Annotated in this window: 17 protein-coding genes, 1 other RNA gene and 1 pseudogene; 13 read left to right on the top strand and 6 right to left on the bottom strand. The window is 54.3% G+C overall.

From position 1 onward, the window contains the following. The first annotated feature begins 219 nt into the window (after positions 1-219). The 7 genes from CRN80_RS13560 to CRN80_RS13530 all read left to right on the top strand — a co-directional run bounded on the left by CRN80_RS13560 (position 220) and on the right by CRN80_RS13530 (position 9,822). Entirely contained in the window at positions 220-1,914 is a 1,695-nt protein-coding gene (locus tag CRN80_RS13560; protein WP_098950347.1) for a lactate permease LctP family transporter, read from the top strand. A gap of 70 nt (positions 1,915-1,984) precedes the next feature. Further along, entirely contained in the window at positions 1,985-4,795 is a 2,811-nt protein-coding gene (locus tag CRN80_RS13555; protein WP_098950346.1) for an FAD-binding and (Fe-S)-binding domain-containing protein, read from the top strand. Between the two features lie 136 nt (positions 4,796-4,931). Next, a complete protein-coding gene (locus CRN80_RS13550) occupies positions 4,932-5,210 on the top strand; it encodes a hypothetical protein (protein WP_003194233.1) in 279 nt (92 codons plus the stop codon). 94 nt (positions 5,211-5,304) lie between these two features. Further along, positions 5,305-5,701: a transfer-messenger RNA gene (ssrA, locus tag CRN80_RS13545) on the top strand. Between the two features lie 185 nt (positions 5,702-5,886). Beyond that, positions 5,887-7,143 (top strand): integrase domain-containing protein, encoded by a 1,257-nt coding sequence (locus CRN80_RS13540; RefSeq protein ID WP_016973786.1) that lies wholly within the window; start codon positions 5,887-5,889, stop codon positions 7,141-7,143. Between the two features lie 519 nt (positions 7,144-7,662). Beyond that, a complete protein-coding gene (locus CRN80_RS13535) occupies positions 7,663-8,688 on the top strand; it encodes a hypothetical protein (RefSeq protein ID WP_098950345.1) in 1,026 nt (341 codons plus the stop codon). Positions 8,689-8,823: 135 nt separating this feature from the next. Beyond that, complete coding sequence (locus tag CRN80_RS13530; RefSeq protein ID WP_016973788.1) at positions 8,824-9,822, top strand: DUF4238 domain-containing protein; 999 nt, start codon at positions 8,824-8,826, stop codon at positions 9,820-9,822. Between the two features lie 217 nt (positions 9,823-10,039). Here the strand turns inward: CRN80_RS13530 and CRN80_RS13525 are convergent, their stop codons facing one another. Beyond that, on the bottom strand, positions 10,040-10,717 hold the full coding sequence (locus CRN80_RS13525; protein ID WP_016973789.1) for a hypothetical protein: 678 nt from the start codon (positions 10,715-10,717) through the stop codon (positions 10,040-10,042). Positions 10,718-11,030: 313 nt separating this feature from the next. Between CRN80_RS13525 and CRN80_RS13520 the strand changes: the two genes are divergently transcribed. From CRN80_RS13520 to CRN80_RS13505, 4 genes are all read left to right on the top strand, one after another. Continuing rightward, complete coding sequence (locus CRN80_RS13520; RefSeq protein WP_016973790.1) at positions 11,031-13,184, top strand: AAA family ATPase; 2,154 nt, start codon at positions 11,031-11,033, stop codon at positions 13,182-13,184. Positions 13,185-13,709: 525 nt separating this feature from the next. Continuing rightward, positions 13,710-14,330 (top strand): tyrosine-type recombinase/integrase, encoded by a 621-nt coding sequence (locus CRN80_RS13515; protein ID WP_098950344.1) that lies wholly within the window; start codon positions 13,710-13,712, stop codon positions 14,328-14,330. A 201-nt stretch (positions 14,331-14,531) separates the two neighbouring features. Beyond that, positions 14,532-17,546, top strand: a complete 3,015-nt coding sequence (locus CRN80_RS13510) for an RNA-directed DNA polymerase (protein WP_098950343.1) — start codon at positions 14,532-14,534, stop codon at positions 17,544-17,546. A gap of 83 nt (positions 17,547-17,629) precedes the next feature. Beyond that, entirely contained in the window at positions 17,630-19,915 is a 2,286-nt protein-coding gene (locus tag CRN80_RS13505; RefSeq protein ID WP_098950342.1) for a P-loop NTPase fold protein, read from the top strand. 58 nt (positions 19,916-19,973) lie between these two features. Here the strand turns inward: CRN80_RS13505 and CRN80_RS13500 are convergent, their stop codons facing one another. Together CRN80_RS13500 and CRN80_RS13495 are read right to left on the bottom strand one after the other, a co-directional pair. Continuing rightward, positions 19,974-21,080: an ImmA/IrrE family metallo-endopeptidase gene (locus CRN80_RS13500; RefSeq protein WP_232620348.1), complete on the bottom strand. Its 1,107-nt coding sequence runs from the start codon at positions 21,078-21,080 to the stop codon at positions 19,974-19,976. A 51-nt stretch (positions 21,081-21,131) separates the two neighbouring features. Further along, the gene (locus CRN80_RS13495; RefSeq protein WP_031320347.1) at positions 21,132-21,782 is read right to left on the bottom strand and encodes a hypothetical protein; all 651 of its coding nucleotides are present in this window, start codon (positions 21,780-21,782) and stop codon (positions 21,132-21,134) included. A 297-nt stretch (positions 21,783-22,079) separates the two neighbouring features. Between CRN80_RS13495 and CRN80_RS31660 the strand changes: the two are divergent. Both CRN80_RS31660 and CRN80_RS13485 read left to right on the top strand, forming a co-directional pair. Continuing rightward, positions 22,080-22,383 (top strand): annotated as a pseudogene (locus CRN80_RS31660) (integrase); the annotation flags it as partial. A 307-nt stretch (positions 22,384-22,690) separates the two neighbouring features. After that, positions 22,691-22,978 (top strand): cytochrome c5 family protein, encoded by a 288-nt coding sequence (locus CRN80_RS13485; protein ID WP_098950341.1) that lies wholly within the window; start codon positions 22,691-22,693, stop codon positions 22,976-22,978. Positions 22,979-23,065: 87 nt separating this feature from the next. On the opposite strand, the gene CRN80_RS13480 is transcribed toward CRN80_RS13485, so the two are convergent. The 3 genes from CRN80_RS13480 to CRN80_RS13470 form a co-directional block, all read right to left on the bottom strand. Further along, positions 23,066-25,243: a TonB-dependent siderophore receptor gene (locus CRN80_RS13480; RefSeq protein WP_098950340.1), complete on the bottom strand. Its 2,178-nt coding sequence runs from the start codon at positions 25,241-25,243 to the stop codon at positions 23,066-23,068. Positions 25,244-25,340: 97 nt separating this feature from the next. Continuing rightward, positions 25,341-25,754 (bottom strand): DUF2946 domain-containing protein, encoded by a 414-nt coding sequence (locus tag CRN80_RS13475; protein WP_016973800.1) that lies wholly within the window; start codon positions 25,752-25,754, stop codon positions 25,341-25,343. Continuing rightward, positions 25,754-26,392 carry a putative natural product biosynthesis protein gene (locus CRN80_RS13470; protein ID WP_098950339.1) on the bottom strand — a complete coding sequence of 213 codons (639 nt, stop codon included), beginning with the start codon at positions 26,390-26,392 and terminating at the stop codon, positions 25,754-25,756. Before CRN80_RS13470 ends, CRN80_RS13475 begins: the two co-directional genes overlap by 1 nt. Between the last annotated feature and the right edge of the window lie 51 nt (positions 26,393-26,443).

The following is a 26,443-nucleotide window of genomic DNA, read 5'->3' as shown; positions in this document are numbered from 1 at the left end:
GGGCCCCTATTCTGGCCTATCGCCGTGCCGGCAGCACCTATCAGAACGCCTTCAATTTCGCCGATCAGAACACCCCGCCTCCCGACCTACGACCAAAGTTTCGCAGGCGGCAAATTGACACACCCCTGCCCAGGCTCTTAATCTAGCCCACAGCGATTGTAAATTGGTATTACCAATTACCCAAGCTCATCAAACAACAACAATCAGGGGCCACCCCATATGCAAACCTGGCAACAGCTTTACAGCCCACTTGGCAGCCTCGGCCTGTCCGCACTGGCCGCCGTCATTCCCATCGTATTTTTCTTCCTGGCGCTGGCCGTGTTCCGCCTCAAAGGCCATGTGGCCGGCAGCATCACCCTGGCCCTGTCGATACTGGTCGCTATTTTCGCCTTCCAGATGCCGATAGACATGGCACTGGCTGCGGCCGGTTATGGTTTTGCCTACGGCCTGTGGCCCATCGCCTGGATCATCGTCGCAGCGGTATTCCTGTACAAATTGACGGTCAAGAGCGGCCAGTTCGAAATCATCCGCAGCTCCGTGCTGTCGATCACCGACGACCAGCGCTTGCAGGTGTTGTTGATCGGTTTTTGCTTTGGCGCCTTCCTGGAAGGTGCGGCCGGTTTTGGCGCGCCCGTGGCGATCACCGCCGCGCTGCTGGTGGGCCTGGGTTTCAACCCGCTGTACGCCGCCGGCCTGTGCCTGATTGCCAATACCGCGCCCGTGGCCTTCGGCGCTTTGGGCATTCCGATCATCGTCGCCGGCCAGGTCACCGGTATTGATGCGTTCAAGATTGGCGCCATGACCGGCCGCCAACTGCCACTGCTGTCGCTGTTCGTGCCGTTCTGGCTGGTGTTCATGATGGACGGCCTGCGCGGCGTTCGCGAAACCTGGCCGGCAGCCTTGGTGGCCGGCTTGAGCTTTGCCGTCACCCAATATTTCACCTCCAACTTCATTGGCCCAGAGCTGCCGGACATCACCTCGGCACTCGCCAGCCTGATTGCCCTGACGCTGTTCCTGAAAGTCTGGCAACCCAAGCGCACCGCAGGCGCACAGATTGCCGGCGCCACCTCCAGCGTGGCGGTCACCTCCAGCGCCGGCGGCTTCGGCTTGCCCCGCAACACCGTGGTTTCGCCCTACAGCCTGGGGCAAATTTTCAAGGCGTGGTCGCCGTTCCTGATCCTCACCGTACTGGTCACCATCTGGACCCTCAAACCCTTCAAGGCCTTGTTCGCTGCGGGCGGTTCGATGTACGGCTGGGTGTTCAATTTTGCGATTCCGCACCTGGATCAACTGGTGGTTAAAGTCGCGCCCATCGTGACCAACCCGACCGCCATTCCGGCCGTCTTCAAGCTGGACCCGATTTCTGCCACCGGCACTGCGATCTTCTTCTCGGCACTGATCTCCATGCTGGTATTGAAAATCGACATCAAAACTGGTCTTACCACTTTAAAAGAGACCTTCTTCGAGCTGCGCTGGCCGATCCTGTCCATCGGCATGGTACTGGCGTTCGCCTTCGTCACCAACTATTCCGGCATGTCCTCGACCATGGCCCTGGTTCTGGCCGGCACCGGTGCTGCCTTCCCGTTCTTCTCGCCATTCCTTGGCTGGCTAGGGGTTTTCCTGACAGGCTCCGATACCTCATCCAACGCCCTGTTCAGCTCATTGCAAGCCACTACCGCTCACCAGATCGGCGTCAACGACACCTTGCTGGTAGCCGCGAACACCAGCGGTGGCGTGACCGGCAAAATGATCTCGCCGCAATCGATCGCCGTGGCCTGCGCCGCCACCGGCCTGGTGGGCAAGGAATCCGATCTGTTCCGCTTTACCCTCAAGCACAGCCTGTTTTTTGCCACGATCGTCGGGCTAATCACCTTGGCGCAGGCGTACTGGTTCACCGGTATGCTGGTGCACTGAGACCTGCACGTAATAGGGTAAGAATCGACGCCGGAGCATCCTGCCGGCGTCTGCTATTTCTGGAGGACCGATGAGCCTGCCTGCTGCTTTCCTGAGCGACGTCGCACAACTGATCCCGCAAGATCGCCGCTTCGACGACCCACTTTCCACCCTCGCCTTCGGCACCGACGCTAGCTTTTACCGACTGATCCCACAGCTGGTGATCCGCGTGGAGTCAGAAGACGAAGTGGTGACACTGCTGCAACTGGCCCAGCGCGACCGCGTGCCGGTGACCTTCCGTGCCGCAGGCACCAGCCTCTCGGGCCAGGCCATCAGCGACTCGGTGCTGATCGTGCTGGGTGATAACTGGAACCACCGCGAAATTCGCGGGCAAGGCACCCAGATACGCCTGCAACCCGGCGTGATCGGCGCCCAGGCCAATGCCTGGCTCGCACCGTTCGGGCGCAAGATCGGCCCGGACCCAGCGTCCATCAATGCTTGCAAGATCGGGGGTATCGTCGCCAACAATGCCAGTGGCATGTGCTGCGGCACGGCGCAAAACACCTACCACACCCTGGCGGGCATCCGCCTGGTGCTGGCCGATGGCAGCCGTGTGGACACCGAAGATGCCGCCAGCGTGCGAGCCTTCCGCCAGTCACATGGCGCACTGCTTGAACGCCTGGCTACATTGGGTCGCGAAACACGAGCAAATACTGAGCTGGCGGCAAAGATCCGCCACAAATACCGACTGAAAAACACCACCGGCCTGTCACTCAATGCGTTGGTGGATTTCGATGACCCGCTGGATATCCTCAGCCACCTGCTGGTCGGCTCCGAGGGCACCCTGGGGTTTATCAGTGCGGTCACCTACGACACCGTGATCGACCACCCGAACAAAGCCTCCGCGCTGATCGTCTTCCCGGATGTCGAAACCTGCTGCAACGCCGTCACCGTGCTGAAAACCCAGCCAGTCTCCGCCGTTGAACTGCTGGACCGACGCAGCATGCGCTCGGTGCAGGACAAACCGGGCATGCCTGCTTTCGTACAGCACCTATCGGAAAACGCCTGCGCACTGCTGATCGAATCCCGCGCCGCTTCGTCATCACTGCTGCACGAACAACTGACGCGCATCATGGCGTCCCTGGCGGCGTTTCCCGTGGAGAAACAAGTCGACTTCACCGAAGACCCACTGGAAAACGCCCGCCTGTGGGCCATCCGCAAGGACACCTTCCCCGCCGTAGGTGCCGTGCGCAAAACCGGCACCACCGTGATCATCGAAGACGTGACCTTCCCCGTCGAACAACTGGCGATTGGCGTAAACCGCTTGATCGCACTGTTCGACAAACATCACTACGACGAAGCCATCCTTTTCGGACACGCCCTGGAAGGCAATCTGCACTTTGTGTTCACCCAAGGCTTCAACAGCAGCGAAGAAGTCGCACGCTATCAAGCGTTCATGGACGACGTTGCGCAACTGGTGGCCGTGGAGTTCGGTGGCTCGCTGAAGGCCGAACACGGCACCGGCCGCAACATGGCACCGTTCGTCGAACTGGAATGGGGTAGCGACGCTTATCAACTGATGTGGCAGCTCAAGCGCCTGCTCGACCCCAACGGCATCCTCAACCCCGACGTGGTACTCAGCGAAGACCCGCAGATCCACCTCAAACACCTCAAGCCGTTGCCCGCTGCCGATGAGCTGGTGGATAAGTGCATCGAGTGTGGCTTCTGCGAGCCGGTGTGCCCGTCAAAAGGCCTGACCCTGAGCCCCCGCCAGCGCATCGTGATCTGGCGTGACATCCAGGCCAAAAAACGCGCAGGCGTGGACACCGCCGAACTGGAAGCGGCCTACCACTACCAGGGCATCGACACCTGCGCCGCCACCGGCCTATGCGCGCAACGCTGCCCTGTAGGCATCAATACCGGCGACCTGGTAAAAAAACTGCGCAGCCGCGAGGCCGACCGTACGAAAACCGCCGACTGGCTCGCCAGCCATTTCGCCACCGCGCTGCAAGGTGCGCGCTTTACCCTGCACGTCGCCAATGGCGCACGCATGCTGCTGGGCGCCCCACGGCTGGCCAGGCTCTCGAGCACGCTGACCAAGCTGTCCAAAGGGCAAATTCCGCAGTGGACCAACGCCATGCCACAGCCCGAAAAGGCCATCCGCTTCAGCCCGGCAGTGGCGGACGCGCGCCCGCGCGTGGTGTACCTGGCCGCCTGCGTCTCTCGCGCCATGGGCCCGGCAGCCGGCGATAAAGAGCAAATGTCGCTGTACGACAAAACCCGCCATCTGCTGGAAAAAGCCGGCTACCAGGTAGTCTTCCCCGACAACCAGGACAGCCTCTGCTGCGGCCAACCCTTCGCATCCAAAGGCTACGCCGAGCAGGCCGAACACAAGCGCCAGGAACTGATCGGCGCCCTGCTCCACGCCAGCCGCGGCGGCCTCGACCCGATCTACTGCGACACCAGCCCCTGCACCCTGCGCCTGGTGCAAGAGCTGGAAGAAACGCGCCTGGACCTCTACGACCCGGTACGCTTCATACGCACCCACCTGATGGACCGCCTCGACTTCACGCCCCAGGAAGCGCCCATCGCCGTGCACGTCACCTGCAGCACCCAACACCTGGGCGAGAGCCAGGCACTGATCGAACTGGCGCGACGCTGCGCAAAAACCGTGGTGATCCCCGAAGGCATTCATTGCTGCGGCTTTGCCGGCGACAAAGGCTTCACCACACCAGAGCTCAACGCCCACTCCCTGCGCTCACTCAAAGACGCCGTGCAATATTGCAGCGAAGGCATCTCCACCAGCCGCACCTGCGAGATCGGCCTGAGCCAGCATGGCGGCATCGACTACCACGGCCTGGTCTACCTGGTAGACCGCGTGACCCGCGCCCGCGCCCACTGACCCGGCAAAAAAACCGAACCCTCGCGCACCAGCGCAGTCATCTGCATAGGCTTCGACAAACGAGGCCCATCAGTGATGTCGCTGGCAGCGGTTGCACGCCAGCAGCGTCGAGCCCTTTTGCGCAAGGAGACACCCTATGAAGCGTTCCGCTCTTGCTGGCTTGTTCATGACCGCTGCGATGCTCGCCTCCCCCGCTTTCGCAGCCAGTGACAAAGACCTGTGCCAGATCAACCTGGACAAAATCAACAACGGCAAAGCCCTGCTCGCCACCGACACCAGCGGTAAAAGTGGCGAAATAGACACCGCCGTCTCCCAGGCCAAGGCCGCCCACGCCGCAGGTGACGAGAAGAAGTGCATCGAAATCACCTCCAAGGCCCTGCAAGACCTGCAGAACAGCGAGAAAGGCGGCCAGTAAGCGAGAGGGCCAACCTTCGGGTTGGCCTTCGCTAAGCTTTTGGCGTACACTGCACAGGCTTGTCACTCACTAAGAAACAACGAGTTACAAGCACGGGGCCGTTTAGGATTCGACGCCGGTCGCGAAACTTTAGGTGCATGCCGAGTTGGTAACAGAACTCGTAAATCCACTGTTGCAACTTCTTATAGTTGCCAATGACGAAAACTACGGCCAGGAATTCGCTCTCGCTGCGTAAGCAGCCTTAGCCCTGAGCTTCTGGTACCTTCGGGTCCAGCAATCACCAGGGGATGTCTGTAAACCCAAAGTGATTGTCATATAGAACAGAATCGCCGTGCAGTACGTTGTGGACGAAGCGGCTAAAACTTACACAACTCGCCCAAAGCACCCTGCCCTTCGGGTCGCTGAGGGTTAACTTAATAGAAACGGCTACGCATGTAGTACCGACAGCGGAGTACTGGCGGACGGGGGTTCAAATCCCCCCGGCTCCACCACTTCAACATCTAAAGACGTCCCCGGACGTCTTTTTTTGTGTCTGAAATCCAGCAAAATCAAGGCTTTAGGGTCTATTAGCGTCCATGGACGTCCAACACAATCCACGTCATCGGGTATTCCAGATGGTATTCCAAGCCCTTCGGTGGTAATTTTTGGAATACCAATTGATGTCATGGAACACCTCATGTGCGCCCAAGCCACCCGCCTCTCTGACCGCCAGCTCAAAGCGGTAAAGCCGAAAGACAAGGACTACGTCCTCAGCGATGGAGACGGCTTACAGCTGCGAGTGAGGGTCAATGGCTCTACGCTCTGGAACTTCAACTACCGGCAGCCGATTACCAAAAACCGCATCAATATGGGCCTCGGCACCTATCCAGAACTCTCACTCGCGCAAGCCAGGAAGAAGACGGTCGAAGCCAGAGAGCTTCTCGCCCAGGGCATCGATCCGAAAGAACAACGTAGCGAGTTGGAGCAGACAAAAAGGCAGGCAACCGAGCACACGTTCGAGAACGTGGCATCTGCCTGGTTTGAACTGAAAAAAGATTCGGTCACTCAGGCGTATGCCGAGGACATCTGGCGCTCGCTTACGCTGCATGTCTTTCCATCGCTGGGAACAACACCTATCTCGCAAATCAATGCCCCGAGGGTCATCGAGCTGCTGCGCCCCTTGGAAACCAAAGGCAGCTTGGAGACAGTGAAGCGACTGACCCAACGACTCAACGAGATCATGACCTACGGTGTGAACTCGGGAATGATCTTTGCCAATCCGCTCAGCGGCATTCGGGCCGTTTTCAAGAAGCCGAAAAAGCAGAACATGGCAGCCCTCCGCCCGGAAGAGCTGCCAGAGTTAATGGTCGCCATCGCCAATGCGAGCATAAAGAGAACAACCCGCTGCCTGATCGAATGGCAACTTCATACCATGACCCGCCCTGCGGAAGCCGCCACGACTTCCTGGGCTGACATTGATCTCGACAAGAAAACCTGGACAATTCCAGCGGAGCGTATGAAAAAGCGTCGTGCTCACGTCATACCACTGACTGAACACGCACTTGCTTTGCTTGAAACAATAAAACCCTACAGCGGCCATCGGGAGTTTGTGTTCCCAGCAGATAGAGATCCACGAACTCACTGCAACAGCCAGACGGCAAATATGGCCTTGAAACGTATGGGTTTTGAAGGGCGCTTGGTGAGCCATGGCATGCGTTCCATGGCTAGTACAATCCTGAACGAAAAAGGATGGGAACCAGAGCTGATCGAGGTCGCACTCGCCCACGTGGACAAAGATGAGGTGCGCAGCGCCTACAATCGTGCGGATTACATTGAGAGAAGACGCCCGATGATGATCTGGTGGAGCGAACACATCCAGCATGCCGCTACTGGCAACTTGTCGGTTTCGGCCATTCAAGGAACCAGAGGTCTAAAAGTAGTATCGATGCGTTAAACGGTAAATGTAGCAGCTTACGAAATTGCACTCTACATGATCACCACTCGTTTGCATTGCACTTGACCAGGCGCTTACATTCGACCTGATCAACTATTGCATCGGATTTGACCAGCACGCTTAGTAACCATGAACGGCAGAGAGCTGTTCATTGCCGCCGGTAGCGACAGGCAGTGATCGGCCAAAAGCAGCCAATCAATTAGGGCTGTCTCCGATTCGAATTCGATGCGGTGATGGTAGCTATTACAGTTGTGCATTGCGCGCAGTCATAGACGGCGTGGACTATGGCGGATATTGGTAAGTGGGTACGTAAATGCCAAACGCCGCCATGTATTGGCCGTTACCTATCCGTTAGACACAAATCAATCATCTCGATTACCATCTGTAGCTTCTGTCTGAGCAGCGGGAGTTCCGAAGCAGTCAATGCAAGCGACCGCCTTGCCATTCCAAGAAACGCCGCCAGGGGAAGGTCGGAGTGCTTTTTTCTAGTCGTATCACTAATAAAAGAGTGTTTGGGTTATGCAGAAAAGAGATGATGCCTTTTCCATCACAATTAATGATCCTGACTTGATTGATGAGTCTGCAATAATAGCAATGGAAACCATTAATGATGCATTGCTTTTAATATTTAAAGAGAACAGCATTTACAAGTTGTTAACTGCTGATTCAACTGATCCACAAAAAACCCAACCAGATACCGGGCACACGTATGAGAAAATAGCAGCGATTGGTGCTGCCTCTCCCTATGTAGCCCGGATCTTTCTTCAGTTTAAACGAATTATTGACCAAGTTTTTTCGGAAGACTCCATAAAGCCGAAGCTTCTGGAGCAAGTTTGGAGTCTAAACGAGCAACTACTGGTCTGTGCACAGCTAGAGTCTAATATTCGCGAGCAGCTTGATGACGTTATGCAAAAATGTGACATCATCATTGAGCAGAACAAATCCAGTCGCGCCATCCCACCGCTCGCTAAAGTTAAAAACTTAGAAAGTGACGCGAAATCTTTCCTTCTGGTCGGAAAACAGTTTTTAATAGATTGCTTCAAACTAATAAGTCTGTTTACGGACTTACCTTTGGGGGCGCGAGACGAGGCGCATTTCGATAAGCATATAAAATGGCTGCAACAGAATCGCCCTACTTTAAAAAAACTATCTTTGGCCCTAGGTAACGACCTGTTTTGGATTCGTAGATTGTCGGAGTGCCGAAATGCTATTGAGCACCCTGGGCCAGGCCAATCTCTTACGATAGAAAATACAAAGCTTCACCCAGGTAATAAATTCTCGCTCCCGACTTGGAGCTACGACCTTACAAATAAAATAAACGTACAAGAATCCTCCATCCCTATTCATCAAGAGCTTGATGCTTACCTAAATAACATGCTTTATTTTTTAGAAGAGATTCTTCTCTTTTGTATTTCCGAAAGCTTACCCGCTGATGGAGTGTTTTCAATATATCAGCACGACGAGGCAGATATAAAGCCGAACTGCCCGATTAAGTATTATGCAAGCTTAAGTTCTAAATTTTATTCAAAGCTAAAACCATCTTAACTTTACAGTGATCCAGCTGGCATCCGGGTGTGATTTCACACGCGAGCAGTCACCTCCGAGCAGGTACTTGAATTGCTGGACGGGAGGCTCGTAGGCGGAGAGCTTGCGAGCCAACACCCAATGGAAAGGACGACCATGTCGCGCAAAGACCTTGAAGCCAAGAAGCGTCACCATTACGTCTGGGCGAACTACCTGACCCGCTGGGGCCGCGGCACGAAGAATGTTTTCTACACCACGAAAACTGGAAAGATTGCCCACGACAGCGTGCGAGCCATAGTTGTTGACGACTATTTCTACAAGACCACCACACTTACCGGCATGGATGTTCAGGTGATTAAAGGCTTCTCTCGAAAAAGCCCCAACCATCTTCATCAACAGCACATGTCGTATCTTAATGACTTTCTTAAGATGCAGCATCTTGAGACCATCTACCGTAAATCTGGCATTCAGGATCAGAAAGCCGAGCTGCATCTCCATGCGATGAAGTGCAACCTACTGGAAAATCTCCACGCATCCCACGAAGAAAAGGCGTTGCCAGTGTTAGCAGCGCTCGCTGATGAAAAACTCGATGTACTGCAAGATAAACAGCACATGATCGAGTTCATGATGTTCTTCGGTCACCAGATCTCCCGCACGAAAACTTTCCGAGATGGCATGATCCAGGTTCAGCCACGGAGCAACGCCCTTGAAATTGAAGTGGCCGATGCTATGGCGCATGCATGGTGGTTCTTAAGCTACATGTTCGGGATGAGTATCGGCTTCAGCCTGTACGCAAGTCGCCACCAGGATAGGCATGCATTACTTGTGAATGACACTAGAGTGCCTTTCATCACGTCCGACCACCCTGTAGTCAACGTGCACTCTTGTGTCTCAGAGACAGAATTCGCCGCACCTGAGTACGTCGACTTCTACTACCCGATCTCGCCGAGGGTCGCCTACATCATCTGCAATTCCGAACGATTCATGCAGGGTAGAAATGAGGTTGATGAAGTTACCGTCCTGGAACTCAATACCAAAGTGGCAGCTCAATCCATGACGCACATCATCGGCGATAGTAAGAACGCAATTCTACCCTTCAAAAAGTACATCGGGCGGCGCTACAAAAGAATTCCTGATGGCCATGTCATAGTCTGACTGAACAGGCCAATCGGTCTATACTACACATCGTTACGACTCGATGACTCCCGCCACTCAGAGGCAACGGTACCCGGTGCATGAGTTCAGTCAAAACGCGCTGCTGTACCCCTCGTAACACCTGCGATACGCCCGTACGCCACGCGGATCAGGTCATAAGCGAAAAGACACCTTTTCTCATGGTGTCCCATCGCGATCTGTGAAGGTTGCAACATTGCTATCTGTTGCTACGCAGCGTCTCCAATTCAGCTGGAGTGAGCTTTTTTGTGTCGGCATATCCTTGGAGATACCAGGAAAGGATCGAGGTCGATTTCCTGAAGCAGTCCAAGACTTCAACCCAACTGAACTCAGGAAATTTAGAATCAGTGGCAGATATCTCAAACTCGATGGTTCGGGTTGCATCCTCGAAACTAGAGATCGAATCGATGATATGTGAACCTGAGAAATGCACGTATCCACAGAGTTTTTTGTAAACATCGGGAAGCCATGGGTACTCCCCTTTATGCGTTTCAACAAGGAACGCGTCTGACAGCTGCTGTTTGCCACTTCGATCTTTCATTTTGTTGATCGGCTCCCCTTTCATCACATTTGTGGCAAATGCATGCGGATCAGGTACAAGCCAGGCGGCTGAAAATCGCAGTGCCGTGTCTATGTGCATTCGCAACAATGAGCGCGCGCAGACCATATTCCAGGTCCTGACCATCGCCGCCAGAGCACTCGAGGTGCTAACACTTCGCTTAATGGCAGCGAACACCATCCAGTCCAATGGATACATTGGACTGCCAGAAGGACCGACAACTTCCATGCCTAGCTTAAGCAGCGCGTCCTTGTCTCGTTCCAGCGCCTGCAAAAGCGCTTCGACGTACTCGCTCTGCGCGGGGCGTCCATTGTCCATGTCTCAAATTCTCACGATTCAATTAGGGGCGATGCGTTCACTTTTCTAAAACTAAGTGTCGCGTTAAAAACGGAGGGCCAAAAAACCACTGGAGACTACCAGCAAATCACCGAGCGCTCTGCCTCAGGGGCAAGCGGCTGGTTCATGGACCACTGGCCGAAAGCAGCGGTTCGCAACCGATCGCTACCGACCCAGAACTGCCCTTCGCATGGAGCCGCACCGGTAGGATTGATCAAAAACCGTAATGGCACTATGAAGTCGGAAATGTTCCGCTTATCTTTGAGCTGGATTTGCTCATGCCAAGGATTGCCCAATGCTCGAAAAAATTCTGGTCCGTAACGTCTCCAGCTACTCGCCTGACGCTGCGGTGTCCATTGCCCCGCTCAAGCGCGTGAACTTGTTCTACGGCCAGAATGGTACGGGCAAAACCACCATCGGCAACTTCCTCCAGTCTCCTGGTCAGGCCTGCTATAACGTTTGTGGTGTGGAACCGGTGAAGGTTGGCCGGGAGGTACTGGTTTACAACCATGTGTTCATGGAGAAGAACTTCCATGAAGCCTCTTCTCAGCCGGGAGTTTTCACTCTCAATGAGGGCAACATTGAGGCTGAGGCCGCCTTGGCAGCAGCAGAGGCGTCAATCGTTGAACTGATGATCGCCCACGATGTTGAGATGGAGAAGGGCGTTAATTGCAAGAAGGCCCAGGACGCCGCTCATGAAGGGCTCCTGGACAGTGTCTGGAAGCCCAAGCGGGAGTTCGATGGCACCGCTCTGGCTTACTGCTTCAGGTCGCTCAACACCAGAGAACGGCTGCTGGACGCTGTCCGGCGGGTTCCGCTTGTGGCTACCACCGATACCGCCCAAGGGATGCTAGGGGAAGCGGCAGCGCTTAGTGAAACTAGCGATCAGGAAGTGCCAAACATCGCGCCCATTTCTTTCCAGGCGCATAAGCTGGAAGTTGATCCGATGCTGCAGGAGGTCATCACCGGATCGAGCAACTCCTACCTTTCTGCGTTTATTCAGCAGTTGGGAAACTCGGACTGGGTTAAACACGCACTCCGGTATCGGGCTGAGGCGGAAGACAAATGCCCGCTATGTCAGCAACCTTTGCCCCAAGATTTCTACGCTGAGATCCATAAGGTCTTCGACAAGACCTATGAGGAGCGCCTGGGTGCGCTCAGGCAACTCGAATATCAGTACCGGGGTGCGATGGATCAGCTTCTGCAACGATGCGAGGCCCCTGGTTATAAGCTTCAAGCCATTAGGCTGCATATCACTCGCCTACACGCGGTGTTCGAGAAGAACCTGCAAGCCATTGGCGAGAAGATCGCCAGTCCATCTCTTGTCACTAAGCTGGAATCCACTGAAGCACTGGTTGCTGAGTTGAACCGCGAGATCGCGGCTGAACAGCTGAAAATCGACGCTATCAATGAGCGCATCAGGAACAGAAAACAGCATGAAGAGAATATCAAGGAACGCTTCTGGCGATGGTACAGAGCTTCCTGCAATGCAGCTTTCCAGGTATTCGAGAAGGTCGACAAGGCGCAAGGCCGTCAGCGCCAGACCGCCAAAGATGAGGTTCAGTCGCTTCGGGAGCGAATTCAAGAGCTGCGCGGGGTTGTTACTCAGTCCAGAGCTGCCATTACGAACATCGATCAGTCGGTCGAGAACATCAACAATTGGCTGCGGGTGCTGGGGCTGAAGGGGTTTATGCTGATCAGGGAGGAGGGCTCGGTACCCCAGTATCGTCTTGAGCGCCCGGGCCAGACCGAAGGGGTGTTCAGAACGCTGAGCGAGGGTGAGAAAACACTGATCTCGTTCCTCTACTTCCTTGAGGTTTGCAATGGCGAGATGGACACCGCGAGTGGAATGCTCAAGCGTGATCGGATCATCGTCATCGACGATCCGATATCGAGCCTTTCCCATAACTATGTATACGATATCGCTTCGCTGATCAGACGCCAGGTGCTCATCCCAAGAGATCGGTTCAAGCAGGTGATCATCCTGACGCACAACCTGTTTTTCTTCCACGAGATGGCCAAGCTGTTGAAGGAGGATGGGGAAAAAGCCGTTGCTATGTTCCGGATCACCAAGTCTGAATACAGCTCCGTCGTGCCCATGGCGGAACGGGAAATCCAGAACGACTACCAAGCCTTCTGGCAGACCATCAAGGATGCATTGCAAGGCAGAACGTCTCCTAATGTGATGCCGAACATGATGCGCAACATTCTGGAGTACTACTTTAGCTTTGTGCACCAGGCGCCCACCCTGCGCCAAGCGTTGATGGAGCTCAGTGAGGACAAGCCGGAGTTCAGGGCGTTTTACCGTTATATCAATCGCGAGTCACACACTGACTCGGTTAACCTCACTGACTTTGGCGAGATTGATCCGGCGACCTTCATAGATCGGTTCAAGGATGTGTTCGTCAAAACGAAATTCGAAGCCCACTTCGACAAGATGATGTCGTAAACAGAGGTAACTCAGGCTGGATGTGCTTCGGGGGATATGGTCGAAGGGGCGAACATCATGGGTTTACGAGTAGCCTTTCCATACATCCGCTGATAGCATTGCGCCTGCAGCTACCACCAAAGGACTCTCCTTCCTGCCTGGCACTCAACTGCTCGCTTTGCACGTGGCGTGTAAAGGCTATCAGCGGCCCGCTGAGATCAGTTGGAGAATACGCCATGACCGATCATGGGAAAGTTGTCCTGGTTCGCCAGTACAACCGTTTCCGGTTTGGGCAGTGGGAAACCGTGTGCATGCACATGCGCTCCCTTCCGCACCGGTAATTGAACGTACCTAGGTGGTAGCTGTACTTCTTCAATCTCGCCTCTGCGTCTAGACACTCCCCACTAACTATTCAGCGTTCCTTTCGAGTTGCCCCCAACGTCCTGCTGGCAAGCAAAACACCTATATCGGACGACCGTTTTTGGCCGGTTAGCGACCGTTGCTCTGATTAGACATCCTTGTTCTTCCCCACGTGGAGGACTTGTCATGAACATCATTGCTACCTGCAGCCGTCAGCCCTGGAACAAAGGAAAACTGGTCGGGCAGAAAACCCCACTCCGACTGAGAGATATCTGGGCCATCCGAGTAAGGCTTCAAATTGCGGAAAGAACCCGAGATCTGGCTCTTTTCGATCTGGCCATCGACAGTAAGCTTCGAGCCTGCGACTTAACCAAGCTCCGCGTGCGCGATGTCGCTCATGGCGAGCACGTATCATCACGAGCCATGGTGATGCAGCAGAAAACGCAGCGGCCTGTGCAGTTTGAGATCACTGAGCAAACACGGTCTGCTCTCGCGGCCTGGATACATCGGGCCCAGCTACGCAGCGAGGACTGCCTGTTTCCTAGCCGGCTGCATACTTCAGACCATCTATCTACTCGTCAATACGCTCGTATCGTCAAAGGCTGGATGAAAGCCGTGGGCCTTGATCCAGCCATGTATGGCACCCACACAATGCGACGTACGAAGGCATCACTGATATATCGCAGGACGAAGAACCTGCGGGCGGTTCAGTTGCTGCTCGGCCATACGAAGCTGGAGAGCACTGTTCGATACCTGGGGATTGAGGTCGATGACGCCCTAGAGATGGCGGAACAGACTGAGGTTTGACCATGTATAGCGACGGTCGACGTCAGACCGTCGCTAACCGGCCAAAAGCGGTCCATTAAAGTGCCTAGTAAACTAGGGGCAGTTCAATGGTCCAGTCATGACAATCGGTCATTAGAGATAGAGTGCCTTGCAATGCTTTAGCCCACTCATGCTTGCTTTCGGTAATATCCGGGATATCTCAGGATTGCCAAAGGTTCAGAAATGGACGTCATCCAGATGTCGTTATCGCTGCACGACCTTAGCCTCGCCTATCGCAAGGCCAAGGTTGACCTCTACTACTCAACCAACCCGTCGCTGTTCGACATTGCCAACTATGAAGACGACCTGAGCAAAAACCTTACTCGCCTGAAAGAGCAGATCGAAGCGATGAACGAGGACTGGGTGAAAGACCCTGCATTTCTCGGCACTTGGACGCTGGCCCCAAAAGAAATCCAGATGGCCAAAGGAAAGCAGGATGAAAGTCTGATCTTCGCCTCACCGGAAGCCGAGTGGCTAAACGCGACTGTGGTGGGTAACCACCCCACTGCAGTATTCCGCCTCATGGCCCGCTGCAGCATCGACTTTCACGTGCTGTCATCGCTATGGATGATGGAAGTCGGCGATCTCTTCGACAAACAGCTAAGCAGCAACGTCTTTGGCAGCCGCCTGCGCCGTAACCGGCACGATGAGATCAGCACGTGGGCCCTTGGATCATTCAAACCCTATCTCAGACCCTTCCGTAAATGGCGCGACGGTGGCATCAAGGCGATGCGCACAGCCCTGAGCGAGAAGAAAAAAGTATTGGCACTGACAGCCGATGTAAGCAGTTTCTATCATGAGCTAAACCCCGGCTTTATGCTCGACGACGGCTTCCTCAAATTAGCCAAAATTGAACTGAGCGAATCGCAGTCAAAACTGAACCGCCTGTTCATTTCCGCCTTGTTGGCCTGGGCACAAGAAACGCCACTAGGAAAAGGTTTACCCGTAGGGTTGCCTGCGTCTGCAGTGGTCGCGAACGCGGCACTAATCGGGCTCGACCAGTTCATCGAGCAACAAGTAGTGCCACTGTATTACGGCCGTTATGTGGACGACATTCTGCTGGTCATGGAAAACGCCAGCGACATCAAAACCACTGAGCAGTTTTGGGAGTGGATCTTCAGTCGCGACGGCGGCAAGGACCTGCTTAAAAAAAATAACGGCTGCATCCTGTTCAAACCTGGCTATCTCAAAGAAGATCGCATCGCTTTTGAAAACAGCAAGAACAAGCTGTTCATCCTTGCGGGGTCTGCAGGTACCGCTCTGGTCAACGCCATTTCCGAACAGATCAACCAACGTGCAAGCGAATGGCGCGCGTTACCCGACCTGCCGAATTCGCCCAACACCGTGGCTACGGACCTGCTCAAAGCTACCAACCTTGCCGGAGAGCAAGCAGACAATCTGCGAAAGACCGATGCACTAACGCTGCACCGCGCCGGTTTTGCCCTCAGCCTTCGCAACTACGAAGCCTTCGAACGCGATATCCCCCCGGAGGATTGGCAAGTACACCGCCATGCCTTTTTCGCCGCAGTCATAGAGCATCTGCTCACCCCGATTAAGTTCTTCGAACTGGCTCAATACCTCCCGCGCATCATTCGCATGGCTACCGCCTGCGAAGACTTTGAATACCTAGACAAGATCATCAATGCACTTGGTGGCCTGATCGTTAAAGTAGAGAACGACTGCACTTTAGCGATCAAAAGCCTAGCCGCTGCCAACGTGCCAGCCGAGGCCCGACATTTATGGAAGCGATCCATCTGGGAAGTAACAACGCAGAGCATCGTCTCTGCGTTTCCTCCCCGCCTAAGCAAATCGGGGGCTACCGCCTGGAAGAACCAGATGACCGGTCATATGGAGAGCCTTGCCTTCGTCATCTGGAGTAACTTCCTGGACAGGCCAATGAACATCACCACCCAGCACATACAGAAGCTTCAAGCTCGGCTGTTCAGCTTCGATCTCGCCCATATCCCCTTGCGCTTTACAGGCCTGCCTCAGGAAATGGTCAGCCAGCGCGGTATTCCACTCCGTAAAAACCTCGCTACTTTTGACGCAGAAGATCTATTGCCTGACGAGATGACCGACGGCATCGCTACACTGGCGAACTGGCTCAGGCTTAAACGCGGCCCCCCGTCTGGTCTAACCTTTGCCACTCGCCCATTCAGTCTCAATGAGCTCTACCTCATAGCCCCCACGCCTTTTGCCGCCTCCAGCCGCAAGACACTGGGGTTGGTGGTGCAAGCCCTGCGCGGTTTTGAGCTGACCGAGCACAAGATGCCCCACCTCGACAAAAAGCAGGTTTTGCATATCCCGGACGGAGAACCCAAAGCAAAACAGACCATCGCTGTGGCCAGTTTGGAAACCAAAGATGAAAGCTTTACAGCCGCCATCATGGGGTGGCCCGATCCGGACGGCCTGCACCGTTACCAACGCATCAATCGCCTGATTAACGAACTGATCTCTCGGCCTGACGGCGCTGGTTACTTGATCCTCCCGGAAGTGTCTTTACCACCCCAATGGTTTATGCGTATCGCCGACAAGCTCAAGGGCCGTGGCATATCTTTGATCACCGGGGTGGAGTACCTCCATGCACCGAGAAAGCATGTGCGCCACCAGGTTTGGGCTTCGCTAACCCACGACGGTCTTGGGTTCCCTTCGCTGATGCTCTATCGCCAGGATAAACAGCGTCCAGCATTTCATGAGGAGAAAGAACTCTTTCGCCTAGCAGGCCTGCAGATGCAGCCCACTCAAGAGCAACAGTGGCAAAAGCCTCCAGTCATTCAGCATGGTGATTTCCGCTTTGCCATCATGATCTGCAGCGAGCTAACCAATATTCGTTACCGCGCAGACCTACGCGGCCAGGTCGATGCGCTATTTGTTCCAGAGTGGAACAGCGACACCGACACATTCAACGCACTGGTGGAGTCTGCCGCCCTTGATATTCATGCCTTCATCATCCAATGCAACAATCGCCGCTTCGGTGATAGTCGTATCCGCGCACCTTATAAAGACCGTTGGAAGCGCGACATATTACGAGTCAAGGGAGGTAACCACGACTACTGCATTACAGGTGAAATCGACGTACTGAGCCTGCGCCAGTTCCAGTCCAGCCACCGCTCGCCAGCCTCAGGTTTCAAGCCTGTGCCAGATGGCTTCAATGAGGACATGGCATCAGATCGGAGAGTATTGCCCAAAGGTGCCTAGACCTGACTCGATCAAGCAGGGTTGCGCATAGCGAAGCAAGAGCATCAGCGCGTAAAAACTAAAGAGATATCAAGGAGAGAGTCATGAAGTGGATTCGCAAGATTTTTGGTAAGGGCCCTGAAGGCTCAGCAGCCTCGTCGGATGCTCCGGCAGAAGAGCTTGTTGGTGAAGATCGAGAAAGCGACGATGACAGCGATCAGTACTTCTCGGACGAGCCAATCACCTCAAAACATCAAGATCGGTTCGGGCGAGCGCCTTACGCAGCGCGTATCGCTGAGACAATCGCCAGGCGCCTCGACCCCTCAAGCATCGTCATCGGCCTGTTTGGCCCGTGGGGAGATGGAAAAACTTCAGTTCTCAAGATGATGGAGGAGTCGCTAGATCAACACGGACAGGTTGTCACAATACGATTCAATCCTTGGCACTTTCCTTCCGAGGACGCGCTTTTGCGCGGCTTCTTTGCGACCCTGGCTGAAGCCTTGGGTAAGGAGCCAGCATTCAAAGAAAAAGCGGCAGCGCTGCTTGAGTCCTACGGGGGGATCCTGTCTGTCATCTCAGTCGCTCTGCCGGGTGTAGAAATCAATCCAGGGGAAGCGGCGAAGCAGATCGGAGAGTCATTATCCAAAGTCAGTCTCGATAAGCTTAAGGATCAAATTGACGCTCTTCTGGGCCAAAGCGGGAAAAGATTAGTCATCCTTATCGATGATATTGACCGGTTGGATAGACAAGAAACCCACGCCATTTTCAAGCTGGTAAAGCTCTCGGCAAGCTTCAAGTACACCTGCTACGTTCTGGCTTTCGATGACGAGGTAGTCGCTGCTGCATTGGGCGAGCGTTACGGCGCCGGTGGACAAGAAGCGGGCCGCGCGTTTCTCGAAAAAATCATTCAGGTGCCCTTGCATCTACCCCCTGCTGATCAAATGAGCCTGCGAGAAATCGCTTTTGAGGGCGTCGAACATGCTCTTAATCAAGCAGGGATTGTCCTTGACCAGCGTCAGATCGACGTATTCACTCGCCATTTTGTAGATGGCCTTGAGCCGAAGCTTGAAACTCCACGAGTCGCAAAGCTGTACACGAACGCACTCATGTTTGCACTTCCACTCGTCAAGGGGGAAGTCAACATCGCTGAGTTCATGCTTGTTGAAGGACTGAGGGTGTTGTACCCGAAGCTCCATGCCGAAATTCGCGACAACGCAGATTTGTTTTTACAAGGGGAGCCCCGCGAAGCTTTGCGAGGTTTGGAAAAGTCTCCGTCAGCCATTGATCGACTCCTCGAAACCGCAATGCCGGGTTCTACTTCAGAAGAGCGAGGCCAGATGCGAGAGCGACTTTTGAAACCTCTTTTTCCGCGAATCAGCAGTATGATGTACGGGGGAGATTGGGAGGAGCGGTGGGGGAACGAGCGAAGAATTTGTTCGAGCCGTTATTTCAAACGCTACTTCGTTTACGGGGTGCCTGAAGGAGACATATCGGATAATCATTTAACAAACTTGATAGACGCCCTCGTCACAGCAGATACCGATTCGCAGCGCAGCCTGTTGAGCTCGTATTCAAAACGCGTCATGCCGCAATTGATCCAAGCACTTCGGAATCGAGCGGACTCTCTGGATGAAGTTTCAGCGTTAGCGATCGCAATCGCCGTCGCGAGGAATGGAGATCTTCTTCCGCGCGAACGCGGAGCTCTCGTAATCGGCGGCACGATAATGTACGCGGGGATACTAATTTCTCAACTTATCAGGCGAATCCCCTTATCAGACAGGCAGTCAGCTGCTGAGGCAGTACTTGGAGCGGCGTTTCCATTGGCAATGGGAATGGAGTGCGCCCGCTGGCTCACACACTCAGCGGACAGACCAGAAGAGCGCCGAGTTCTTCCTGATGGAGCGGACGACGCTCTTTACCATTTGTTCGCTGTTCGCATCCGTGACGCGGACGATGTTGAACCGTTGTTTATGCAGGCAGGAAGAGACGCACCAAATCTTTACTGGTACTGGCAGCACGGAAGAAATCGAGAAGAGATCGAAGCGCGCTTGCGCGAGCTTTTTGATAAAGACCCAGCGAAGCTGGATGACTTCCTCGACACCTACATTGGAGAAGGATGGGAAGTGGAAAGCGGCCTGCCGGTTAGGTCTGACCTAAGGCGCGAGAGCTACAATAGTATCGCGTCAATAATTTCACCGAACTACGTTTTTGATAACCTCCGCACCCGCTACGGCGCCGAGCTAGACGCCCCTCAGTACTATCAGAATGGAGAGCCAGCGAGAATAACGGCACACCAGTTCGCCTCTATACATCTTTCTATTGTCGCTGAGCAGCTTCCTAAGCCCCAGGATGCCGACGGATCAGGTAGCGACCCTGAGCAATCTGAATGATGGCAATCAGGACGTTTCTCTGTAGAGAACCTGGATCGATCTCAAACCCCAGGACCCGCTAGCTTTTAACAAGACGCAGTTTTGGAGGGGGCGGATTTTTACCCGTTGCGCCCCCACCTCCATCCCCTCTGAGCACATTTAGCATGAGACCAAATGTCAGCTCATTGATCTCTTCGGGCGAGATTGCCAATTGTTCCGCCACATTCGTTTTCGTGATTCCTTCAGCTCGAAGCGCAGCAAATATCTTTTCCAACACTACAGAGCGTTCGTGATTGATAGGAGCAGGCTCATTCACCCGATACCCCTCTTGCGCAATCTGAATGCACAAAGTCCGGTAAGTCCAGTCAGTTGTAAGCCCCAGGCTGTGTAACCGGTAATTCAAAGCTGCAACGGAAACCGCCCACATTTTTTTGAACTTGATCAAGCTATTTAGGCTTACTGAACGCGGAGCCATCGCCAAAACGCTTGCCCTCGGCATCAGAAACGCCGAAGCGAAGGCGTTAGCCTCCCGCTCAAGATCTGGTCCTTGAGGATGAGCATGCTGATGCATCACCAGATGTCCTAACTCATGTGCAGCATCAAAGCGGCAGCGCTCTGCTGATTTGAAAGTGTTGAGAAACATGAACGGTCGCCCACCACTCCACATCGAAAATGCATCGACATCCTTGGCGTCAATGGCGAGCGAGTAGACACGAATGCCCCTGGACTCAAGCAGAAGGATCATATTCTTGATCGGCTGTTCGCCAAGCCCCCACTGAGCACGCAGAGTCTCCGCTACAACCTCAGGACCTTGTTGAGAAGAAGTCAGTTGATTGAAAGCTTCTTCCGATGATGTAAGCGCCCCTCGCTCGCTACCCAGGTCCGGAACATCGGGTTGCGGAAGATCAAACCGGCACTCCAACCATTCGTTTAACAGCAGAGCTATTGCGCCAGCCCCTAAAGCACTGTCTCTTAGAGACGCCGTCATTTTCGAAAGTGAACGGAAGCTTGCGACATCAGGCGTAGGGACTTCCGGATCATCCCCAAAAAAGAACGCTTCTGGAAATCGAAGCGCACTCGCAATCCTGGCCAAGGTCCCAGCTTCAGGCTCCTGCGTACCGCTTTCATAACTCGACACGGACCGTTCGGTCACACCGATAAGGCCCGCGAGCTCGCGCTTTTTCATCCCGCGTCTGCGTCTGGCCAGCGCGAACCGTTGTGAATTAAACATAAAAAGTCATGCGTTCTTACGACGAATTTCAATATCAATATCTGGGCCACTTGGACCGGTAATTTGAGCGAAGCTTTCATCCAAGTCGATAGCGCCGAGCAGGATTCGCTCAGACCACTCAGTGATCTTGCCTCCGTGGTCGATGCTCGATGGCCGCGAAAGCTCAAACCTGATTTCATTCTTCGCGGTGTCAGTGTGGTGTAGCAGCATCCAAGTTTCAAAGCCCTCAAGCCCAGAGAACTCAGTCTGCTGAGGAATCAAATCGGCGAACATATCCAGCTGGGAATTGTGCTGAATCGCCTCGACGGTGCTTCTTCCCTTTTTAGAGCGATTGGTGGGAGTACCGTAGGGATTGCCCACGCTTGCGTCACCCGACGCCACCGAGACCGCGAGTTTGAGGTCTGAATGGACAGTCAATGGATAGTTGGTTTTTTCATAGGCAGCCCAGCCTAAAGCGCGTGTTTGGTCGCGGAATGACCCGACGATCCAGCCCCACATTTCCATACCTGGAAAAATCGACGGATGATTTCGAGTCAACCTCACACGATGCAAATGGCCTTGATAGACAGCTTCACGAACAGCCTCATGAGACAAGCTCAACTGATCAAGGCGTGTGGTTACATCTGTCGGATCACTGAATATCTGACAAGCCTGCATAAGCGTTTACTCATGGAGTGGACTTCCGTTTATTCTCCCTCAAAAGAGGAGGAAAAACAAGAAGGCAAGTTGTTATGCTCGGTTTCAGGTTCGCCCAGTCACTCCCGGAGAGCACACACCTACAGCCCACAGGCATCTTTCTCGAAAGCTTTCTCAACGAAATTGACTACGGTAGCTAGCCCTTCTGAAAAGCGAACCAAGCCCACCGTCACCAGATCCTTTCGCAGATTTTCCCCAGGCTACTCGGTAGGTCGCGTTATCTGGAATTTCTACCAGTCCTTCAACTAGATCGACTGGCACCGGGAGTACGTGTTCCCTGCAGGACCGTAATCCTCGAACTCACTGCAACAGCCAAACCGCCAACATGGCACTGAAACGTATGGGATGCGCTCTATGGCCAGCACCATCCTCAACGAACACGCCTGGAATCCTGAGTTGATTGAAGTAGCGCTCGCACACGTCGATAAAGACGAAGTACGTAGCGCCTATAATCGAGCGGACTACATCGAGCGCAGACGTCCAATGGTGAAGTGGTGGAAGCGAGCACATCCAAGAAGCAGCTACCGGCAACCTTTCGATGTCGGCCATCCAGGACAACTGAGATAGGAAGGTCGTCTCGATTCGTTGACTGATAAAGCTCTACCGAAGTAGCGCTCATCCCCACCTGCGACAACTTGCCACAGATAGCGCGCCTGACCCTCAGGCGCACCTCAGCTCAACGATTAGGCTGTGTGGTGCGGCGGCCTGTCGCACTTTGGGTGTCAAAACACACTTATTAAACTTAATACGCCTTTCAAGATGTGCTTTCTGCCAAGCGGTGAATGCACTGGCAATGCTCGTCCGCAACGAACTGACTCCGCCCTTGCGAAGGCGTCGCGTGATTATAAAAATGCCCAACGAGGTCCACCGTGAAAAAAGTATTGGCAGCTGTTTGTTTAGTCGTACTCTCAAATGCTTATGCCGCCCAAGAGCCTGAAGCGGTGTTCAACCGCTCCTGCACTATGTGCCATAACGGACAGTCACCCATGGCTCCAAAAAAAGGTGATCAATTGGCTTGGAAACCCCGCTTGGAGCAAGGCACCGATGTATTGGTCAAGCACGTGATCGAGGGCTTCAAGGCCATGCCGCCACGGGGATTGTGCATGGACTGTAGCGAAGAAGATTACAAAGCCGTGATTGCTTGGATGTCTAAGTAAGGTTGCGGCAGGGATGGCAGCTTGCTGCCACCCACCCGCTCTTATCTACGGCCGCGGAACGACGGCATATCGATCATGATGGTGTCTTTAGAAGCGGGCCGTTAGCGTCAGGTAAGCTGAACGTGGTTGAGTGGGTAGTACCACTGGAGAGCCCATATATTGATAGGTCTCAAAGACTTTGCGACCTGTCAGGTTTACCGCCGAAACCGAGATCGTGTAGCGGTCGAAATCGTAGGAAGTCTGCGCATCCAGCAGTGCGTAGCCTGGGACGGATACCGTATTAGGTAGGGTTAACTCACGCGCGCTGAGTGCTGTAATACCAGCACCGAAGCCCAGTCCCTTGGCGGCGCCGTCAAGTATCCGATAGCGGGCTGCGAGGCGACCGCTGTGCCGCGGTACGCGAGGCAGTCCGTCACCGACCGGAATCGAGTTGTCCTCTGTGATTTCTGCCTGGGTGTAGGCGTAGTTGCCCAGCAATGAAAGAGCGGGGGTCGGTTCCCAAACCAGATCAGCTTCTACTCCGCGAGCGCGTTGTTCGCCGCTCTGCACCGAATAACCCAAAATCGCGTAGGTAGGGTCAGGATCAGGGGTGGAGACATTACGACGCGTCTGCTCGAACATGGCGAGAGTGCCAGAAATGCCCAGATCGTTGAACGCCAGTTTGACGCCCGCCTCATAATTGCGAGACAGCTCAGGCTTGGGTGTCTCGTTACCAGTGAAGTTGAACGCCCCCCTGAACCCGGTGGAATACGCCGCGTAGAGCGCGAGACTTTCGGTGAGATCATAGGTGATGCCAAATCGTGGTGTCATACGATGATATGAAGTATCTAAACCTTGCTCTTGTTGGTTGATGTCGAGCTGGGTCAATCGCAACGCCCCCAACAGATGGAAGCGGCCATAGGTTGCTTGATCCTGAACATATAGGGCCTTGGTCTCGTAACGGTTGGTCTGAGACAACATTGTTTCGGGCGTCGCACCGTAGGAAATCCCATATCCCGGATTGGCAAGGTCAAGCTCACCGATGGATTCAACGCCGGACATCCCCGAGTTGAAGTGAGTGTTGTCGTAATTGATACCAACCAGTAACTCATGATCTCCGCCCAGTGCTTCGACTTTGGAGCCTAGGTTGGTATCCAGTGTGCTTTCCCGGATGTTCGTGGGCAGGTAAAGCTTGAATATCGGGTAAACCGTGGGTGTCGTGGGATTCGGTCCCAGAAGGTCCGAATATACAAGGCTGCCATAATCACGAACTTTGCCCTCGTAATACTGAACGCTGACGGTCAGTCGTGTGTCGTCATTAAGCTCATGCGTGAGCTCGGCGGTAGTTGTTCGATTCTCGATAGTGGTGTGAGGCTGTCCGTTGGTCGCTCCTGGGTAGGCGTTGCGATCAATCTGCCCACTCAATGCTTGGGCGGCTGGCAGGCCGGAATATTCGAGCTGGCTGCGATTCTCGTATTGGCCGCGCAGTAACAGTTCAGTCTCTGGCGATAGCTGGAACGCGATGCTTGGTTGTATCGACCACTGATGGCCGTTAACGTGGTCAATCCAGCTGTCATTTTCTTGATAGTCAGCGGCAATCCGTGCGGCTACCTTGTCGCCGATGGGTGTGTTGAGATCCAGCGAAGGATTCACTGTGCCGAAGCTACCGGTGCGCATCGACAGCAGTGCACTTGGCTCGGTCTCGGGCCGTTTAGAAACTACGTTGATCAAACCACCCAGCGGTGCGCCGATACCGCCGCCGTACAACGCTGATGTTGGGCCTTTGAGTACCTCAATGCGCTCGGTGCCGATGAGGCTGGTCGGGTCGATGCTCGCTGCCGTGCCGCCAAATGCAGGCAGCCCGTTCATGTAAATTTCCGCCGGAAAACCGCGCACGATTGGCTGAGCGAACAGTGCCTCTTGCGGCTTGGTTGCTCTTACCCCTGAGACGTTAACCAGCGCGTCAGCAAGCAAATGAATGTCCTGCTCCTTGAGCATCGTTTGCGTGACAACTTGCACGGATTGCGGGACTTCGACCAGGGGCGTGTCGGTGCGAGTGGCCGACGCAGAAGATGGTGCGCTGTAGCCTTCACGAGACCCAGAAACGTTTATGGTTTCCAACGTCCAAATCTGTGATTGATCGGATGTTGGGGGTACATCCACGGCACCGTCTTGTGGGTGGGCAATGACCGGTAATGCTAGCCCCAGAAACACGCAAAAGGCATGGCGCCAACGCAGACGCGATAGATCAATGTAAAACAGCGGCCCGTTCTTGTCCGAGTACATGGGATCTTCCGATAAAGGTCATGTGAAGCAGAACGCGCAGGGGGATTCGGTATCGGCGGACTCAAAAGCCTGTCGATGCAGAGTCGGCAATGCGCGTTCAGCCAAAACTGGATGTGACGTTCAACGATCGAATCGGTGGCGCTCGGCTTCTCGCACCGAGGAATATCGGTGGCGCTGCTTGCTGGGGAATTAGGTGAGTAGAAAAAAGCTTTAACGGTGGAACATTAAGTTGAAACCTGGACAGGTTTGACTCGGCGAGAGCGGGATGCTGGAACAGAAGAGAGCAATATCCGCATTTTTCCCACACGACCAGATCATGGGTCTTGCCGGCAGAGGCATGGTGATACATCTGGCTCGTGCCAAGCATGTCGTGGCACTCCATGCCAGCCATGCTCATTGGTTGACTTTTGCCATGGGAAAGGCTGATCCCCTGACTGATCAGGGGGCCAGCAAAAATCATTAGCATGGCGAACAGGCTCAGCCGTGCTCCGATAATGTGACGCTTACGCATTAGCAGGACTTCTGCTCATCACGCGCGGCCCTCGATACCTGTGTCTGCCGCTCGTATCCGGGGATGGGCAACCAGCGTCGAAACCCGGCCCCCCCTTTCCCCGTCAGAGGACACCAGGAAAAATCCCAGAGTGCCGGTGGGAAATCCTCTTTTTCAGGGTCAACACCAGCGATAAAACGAGGCGCTACTTTCCAGTCAAACACCCTCATCGGCGAGCCCTGCCAAGCCAACACCAGTCCTCGCGCTTGGCTGTCGTCAGTGTTTATCCACCGGGCCGCTGCCGCAGTCATGAAGGCATCAATGTGTTCTTCGTTGATGTGCGCCTGATAGGTCGACGTGAGTAACCAACGGCAGACACTCAGGTAGTAAGTCCAATTCAGCGACGGATGATTGCGGTACGCCCAGGTCATAAAACTGCGAAATATGTTCAAGCCGTCTGGTGGATCTAGCTTGAGCAGCCCCGGACATACATCGAACAACGTATGCCAGTAAGGCAGCAATCTGGCATCCAGTTGAACAAAGCTGCGTGCGTTGCAGGGATAGTCTGGAAACGGCAATAGGAAGTCGCCACGACTGTTTATGTGCGACGTTTTGCTAACCAGCCGCGAAACGCCTGAAGGAATAACTACAGAGCGCATACCAGCCTCCATGCCATCGCCGCTTGCGACTTATTGAATGCAGGAAAACTG

This window comes from Pseudomonas sp. FDAARGOS_380, from assembly GCF_002591235.1.
Lineage (GTDB): Bacteria > Pseudomonadota > Gammaproteobacteria > Pseudomonadales > Pseudomonadaceae > Aquipseudomonas > Aquipseudomonas salmasensis.
The sequence above is the reverse complement of the archived record's forward strand: the minus strand, read 5'-3'. Positions and strand labels throughout refer to the sequence as shown.

Coding starts and splice junctions, on each gene's coding strand:
- CRN80_RS13550 (WP_003194233.1), top strand. CDS start 4,932: ATGAAGCGTTCCGCTCTTGCTGGCTTGTTCATGACCGCTGCGATGCTC.
- CRN80_RS13470 (WP_098950339.1), bottom strand. CDS start 26,392: ATGCGCTCTGTAGTTATTCCTTCAGGCGTTTCGCGGCTGGTTAGCAAA.
- CRN80_RS13515 (WP_098950344.1), top strand. CDS start 13,710: ATGAACATCATTGCTACCTGCAGCCGTCAGCCCTGGAACAAAGGAAAA.
- CRN80_RS13510 (WP_098950343.1), top strand. CDS start 14,532: ATGGACGTCATCCAGATGTCGTTATCGCTGCACGACCTTAGCCTCGCC.
- CRN80_RS13555 (WP_098950346.1), top strand. CDS start 1,985: ATGAGCCTGCCTGCTGCTTTCCTGAGCGACGTCGCACAACTGATCCCG.
- CRN80_RS13500 (WP_232620348.1), bottom strand. CDS start 21,080: ATGAAAAAGCGCGAGCTCGCGGGCCTTATCGGTGTGACCGAACGGTCC.
- CRN80_RS13480 (WP_098950340.1), bottom strand. CDS start 25,243: ATGTACTCGGACAAGAACGGGCCGCTGTTTTACATTGATCTATCGCGT.
- CRN80_RS13530 (WP_016973788.1), top strand. CDS start 8,824: ATGTCGCGCAAAGACCTTGAAGCCAAGAAGCGTCACCATTACGTCTGG.
- CRN80_RS13560 (WP_098950347.1), top strand. CDS start 220: ATGCAAACCTGGCAACAGCTTTACAGCCCACTTGGCAGCCTCGGCCTG.
- CRN80_RS13495 (WP_031320347.1), bottom strand. CDS start 21,782: ATGCAGGCTTGTCAGATATTCAGTGATCCGACAGATGTAACCACACGC.
- CRN80_RS13505 (WP_098950342.1), top strand. CDS start 17,630: ATGAAGTGGATTCGCAAGATTTTTGGTAAGGGCCCTGAAGGCTCAGCA.
- CRN80_RS13525 (WP_016973789.1), bottom strand. CDS start 10,717: ATGGACAATGGACGCCCCGCGCAGAGCGAGTACGTCGAAGCGCTTTTG.
- CRN80_RS13520 (WP_016973790.1), top strand. CDS start 11,031: ATGCTCGAAAAAATTCTGGTCCGTAACGTCTCCAGCTACTCGCCTGAC.
- CRN80_RS13540 (WP_016973786.1), top strand. CDS start 5,887: ATGTGCGCCCAAGCCACCCGCCTCTCTGACCGCCAGCTCAAAGCGGTA.
- CRN80_RS13475 (WP_016973800.1), bottom strand. CDS start 25,754: ATGCGTAAGCGTCACATTATCGGAGCACGGCTGAGCCTGTTCGCCATG.
- CRN80_RS13535 (WP_098950345.1), top strand. CDS start 7,663: ATGCAGAAAAGAGATGATGCCTTTTCCATCACAATTAATGATCCTGAC.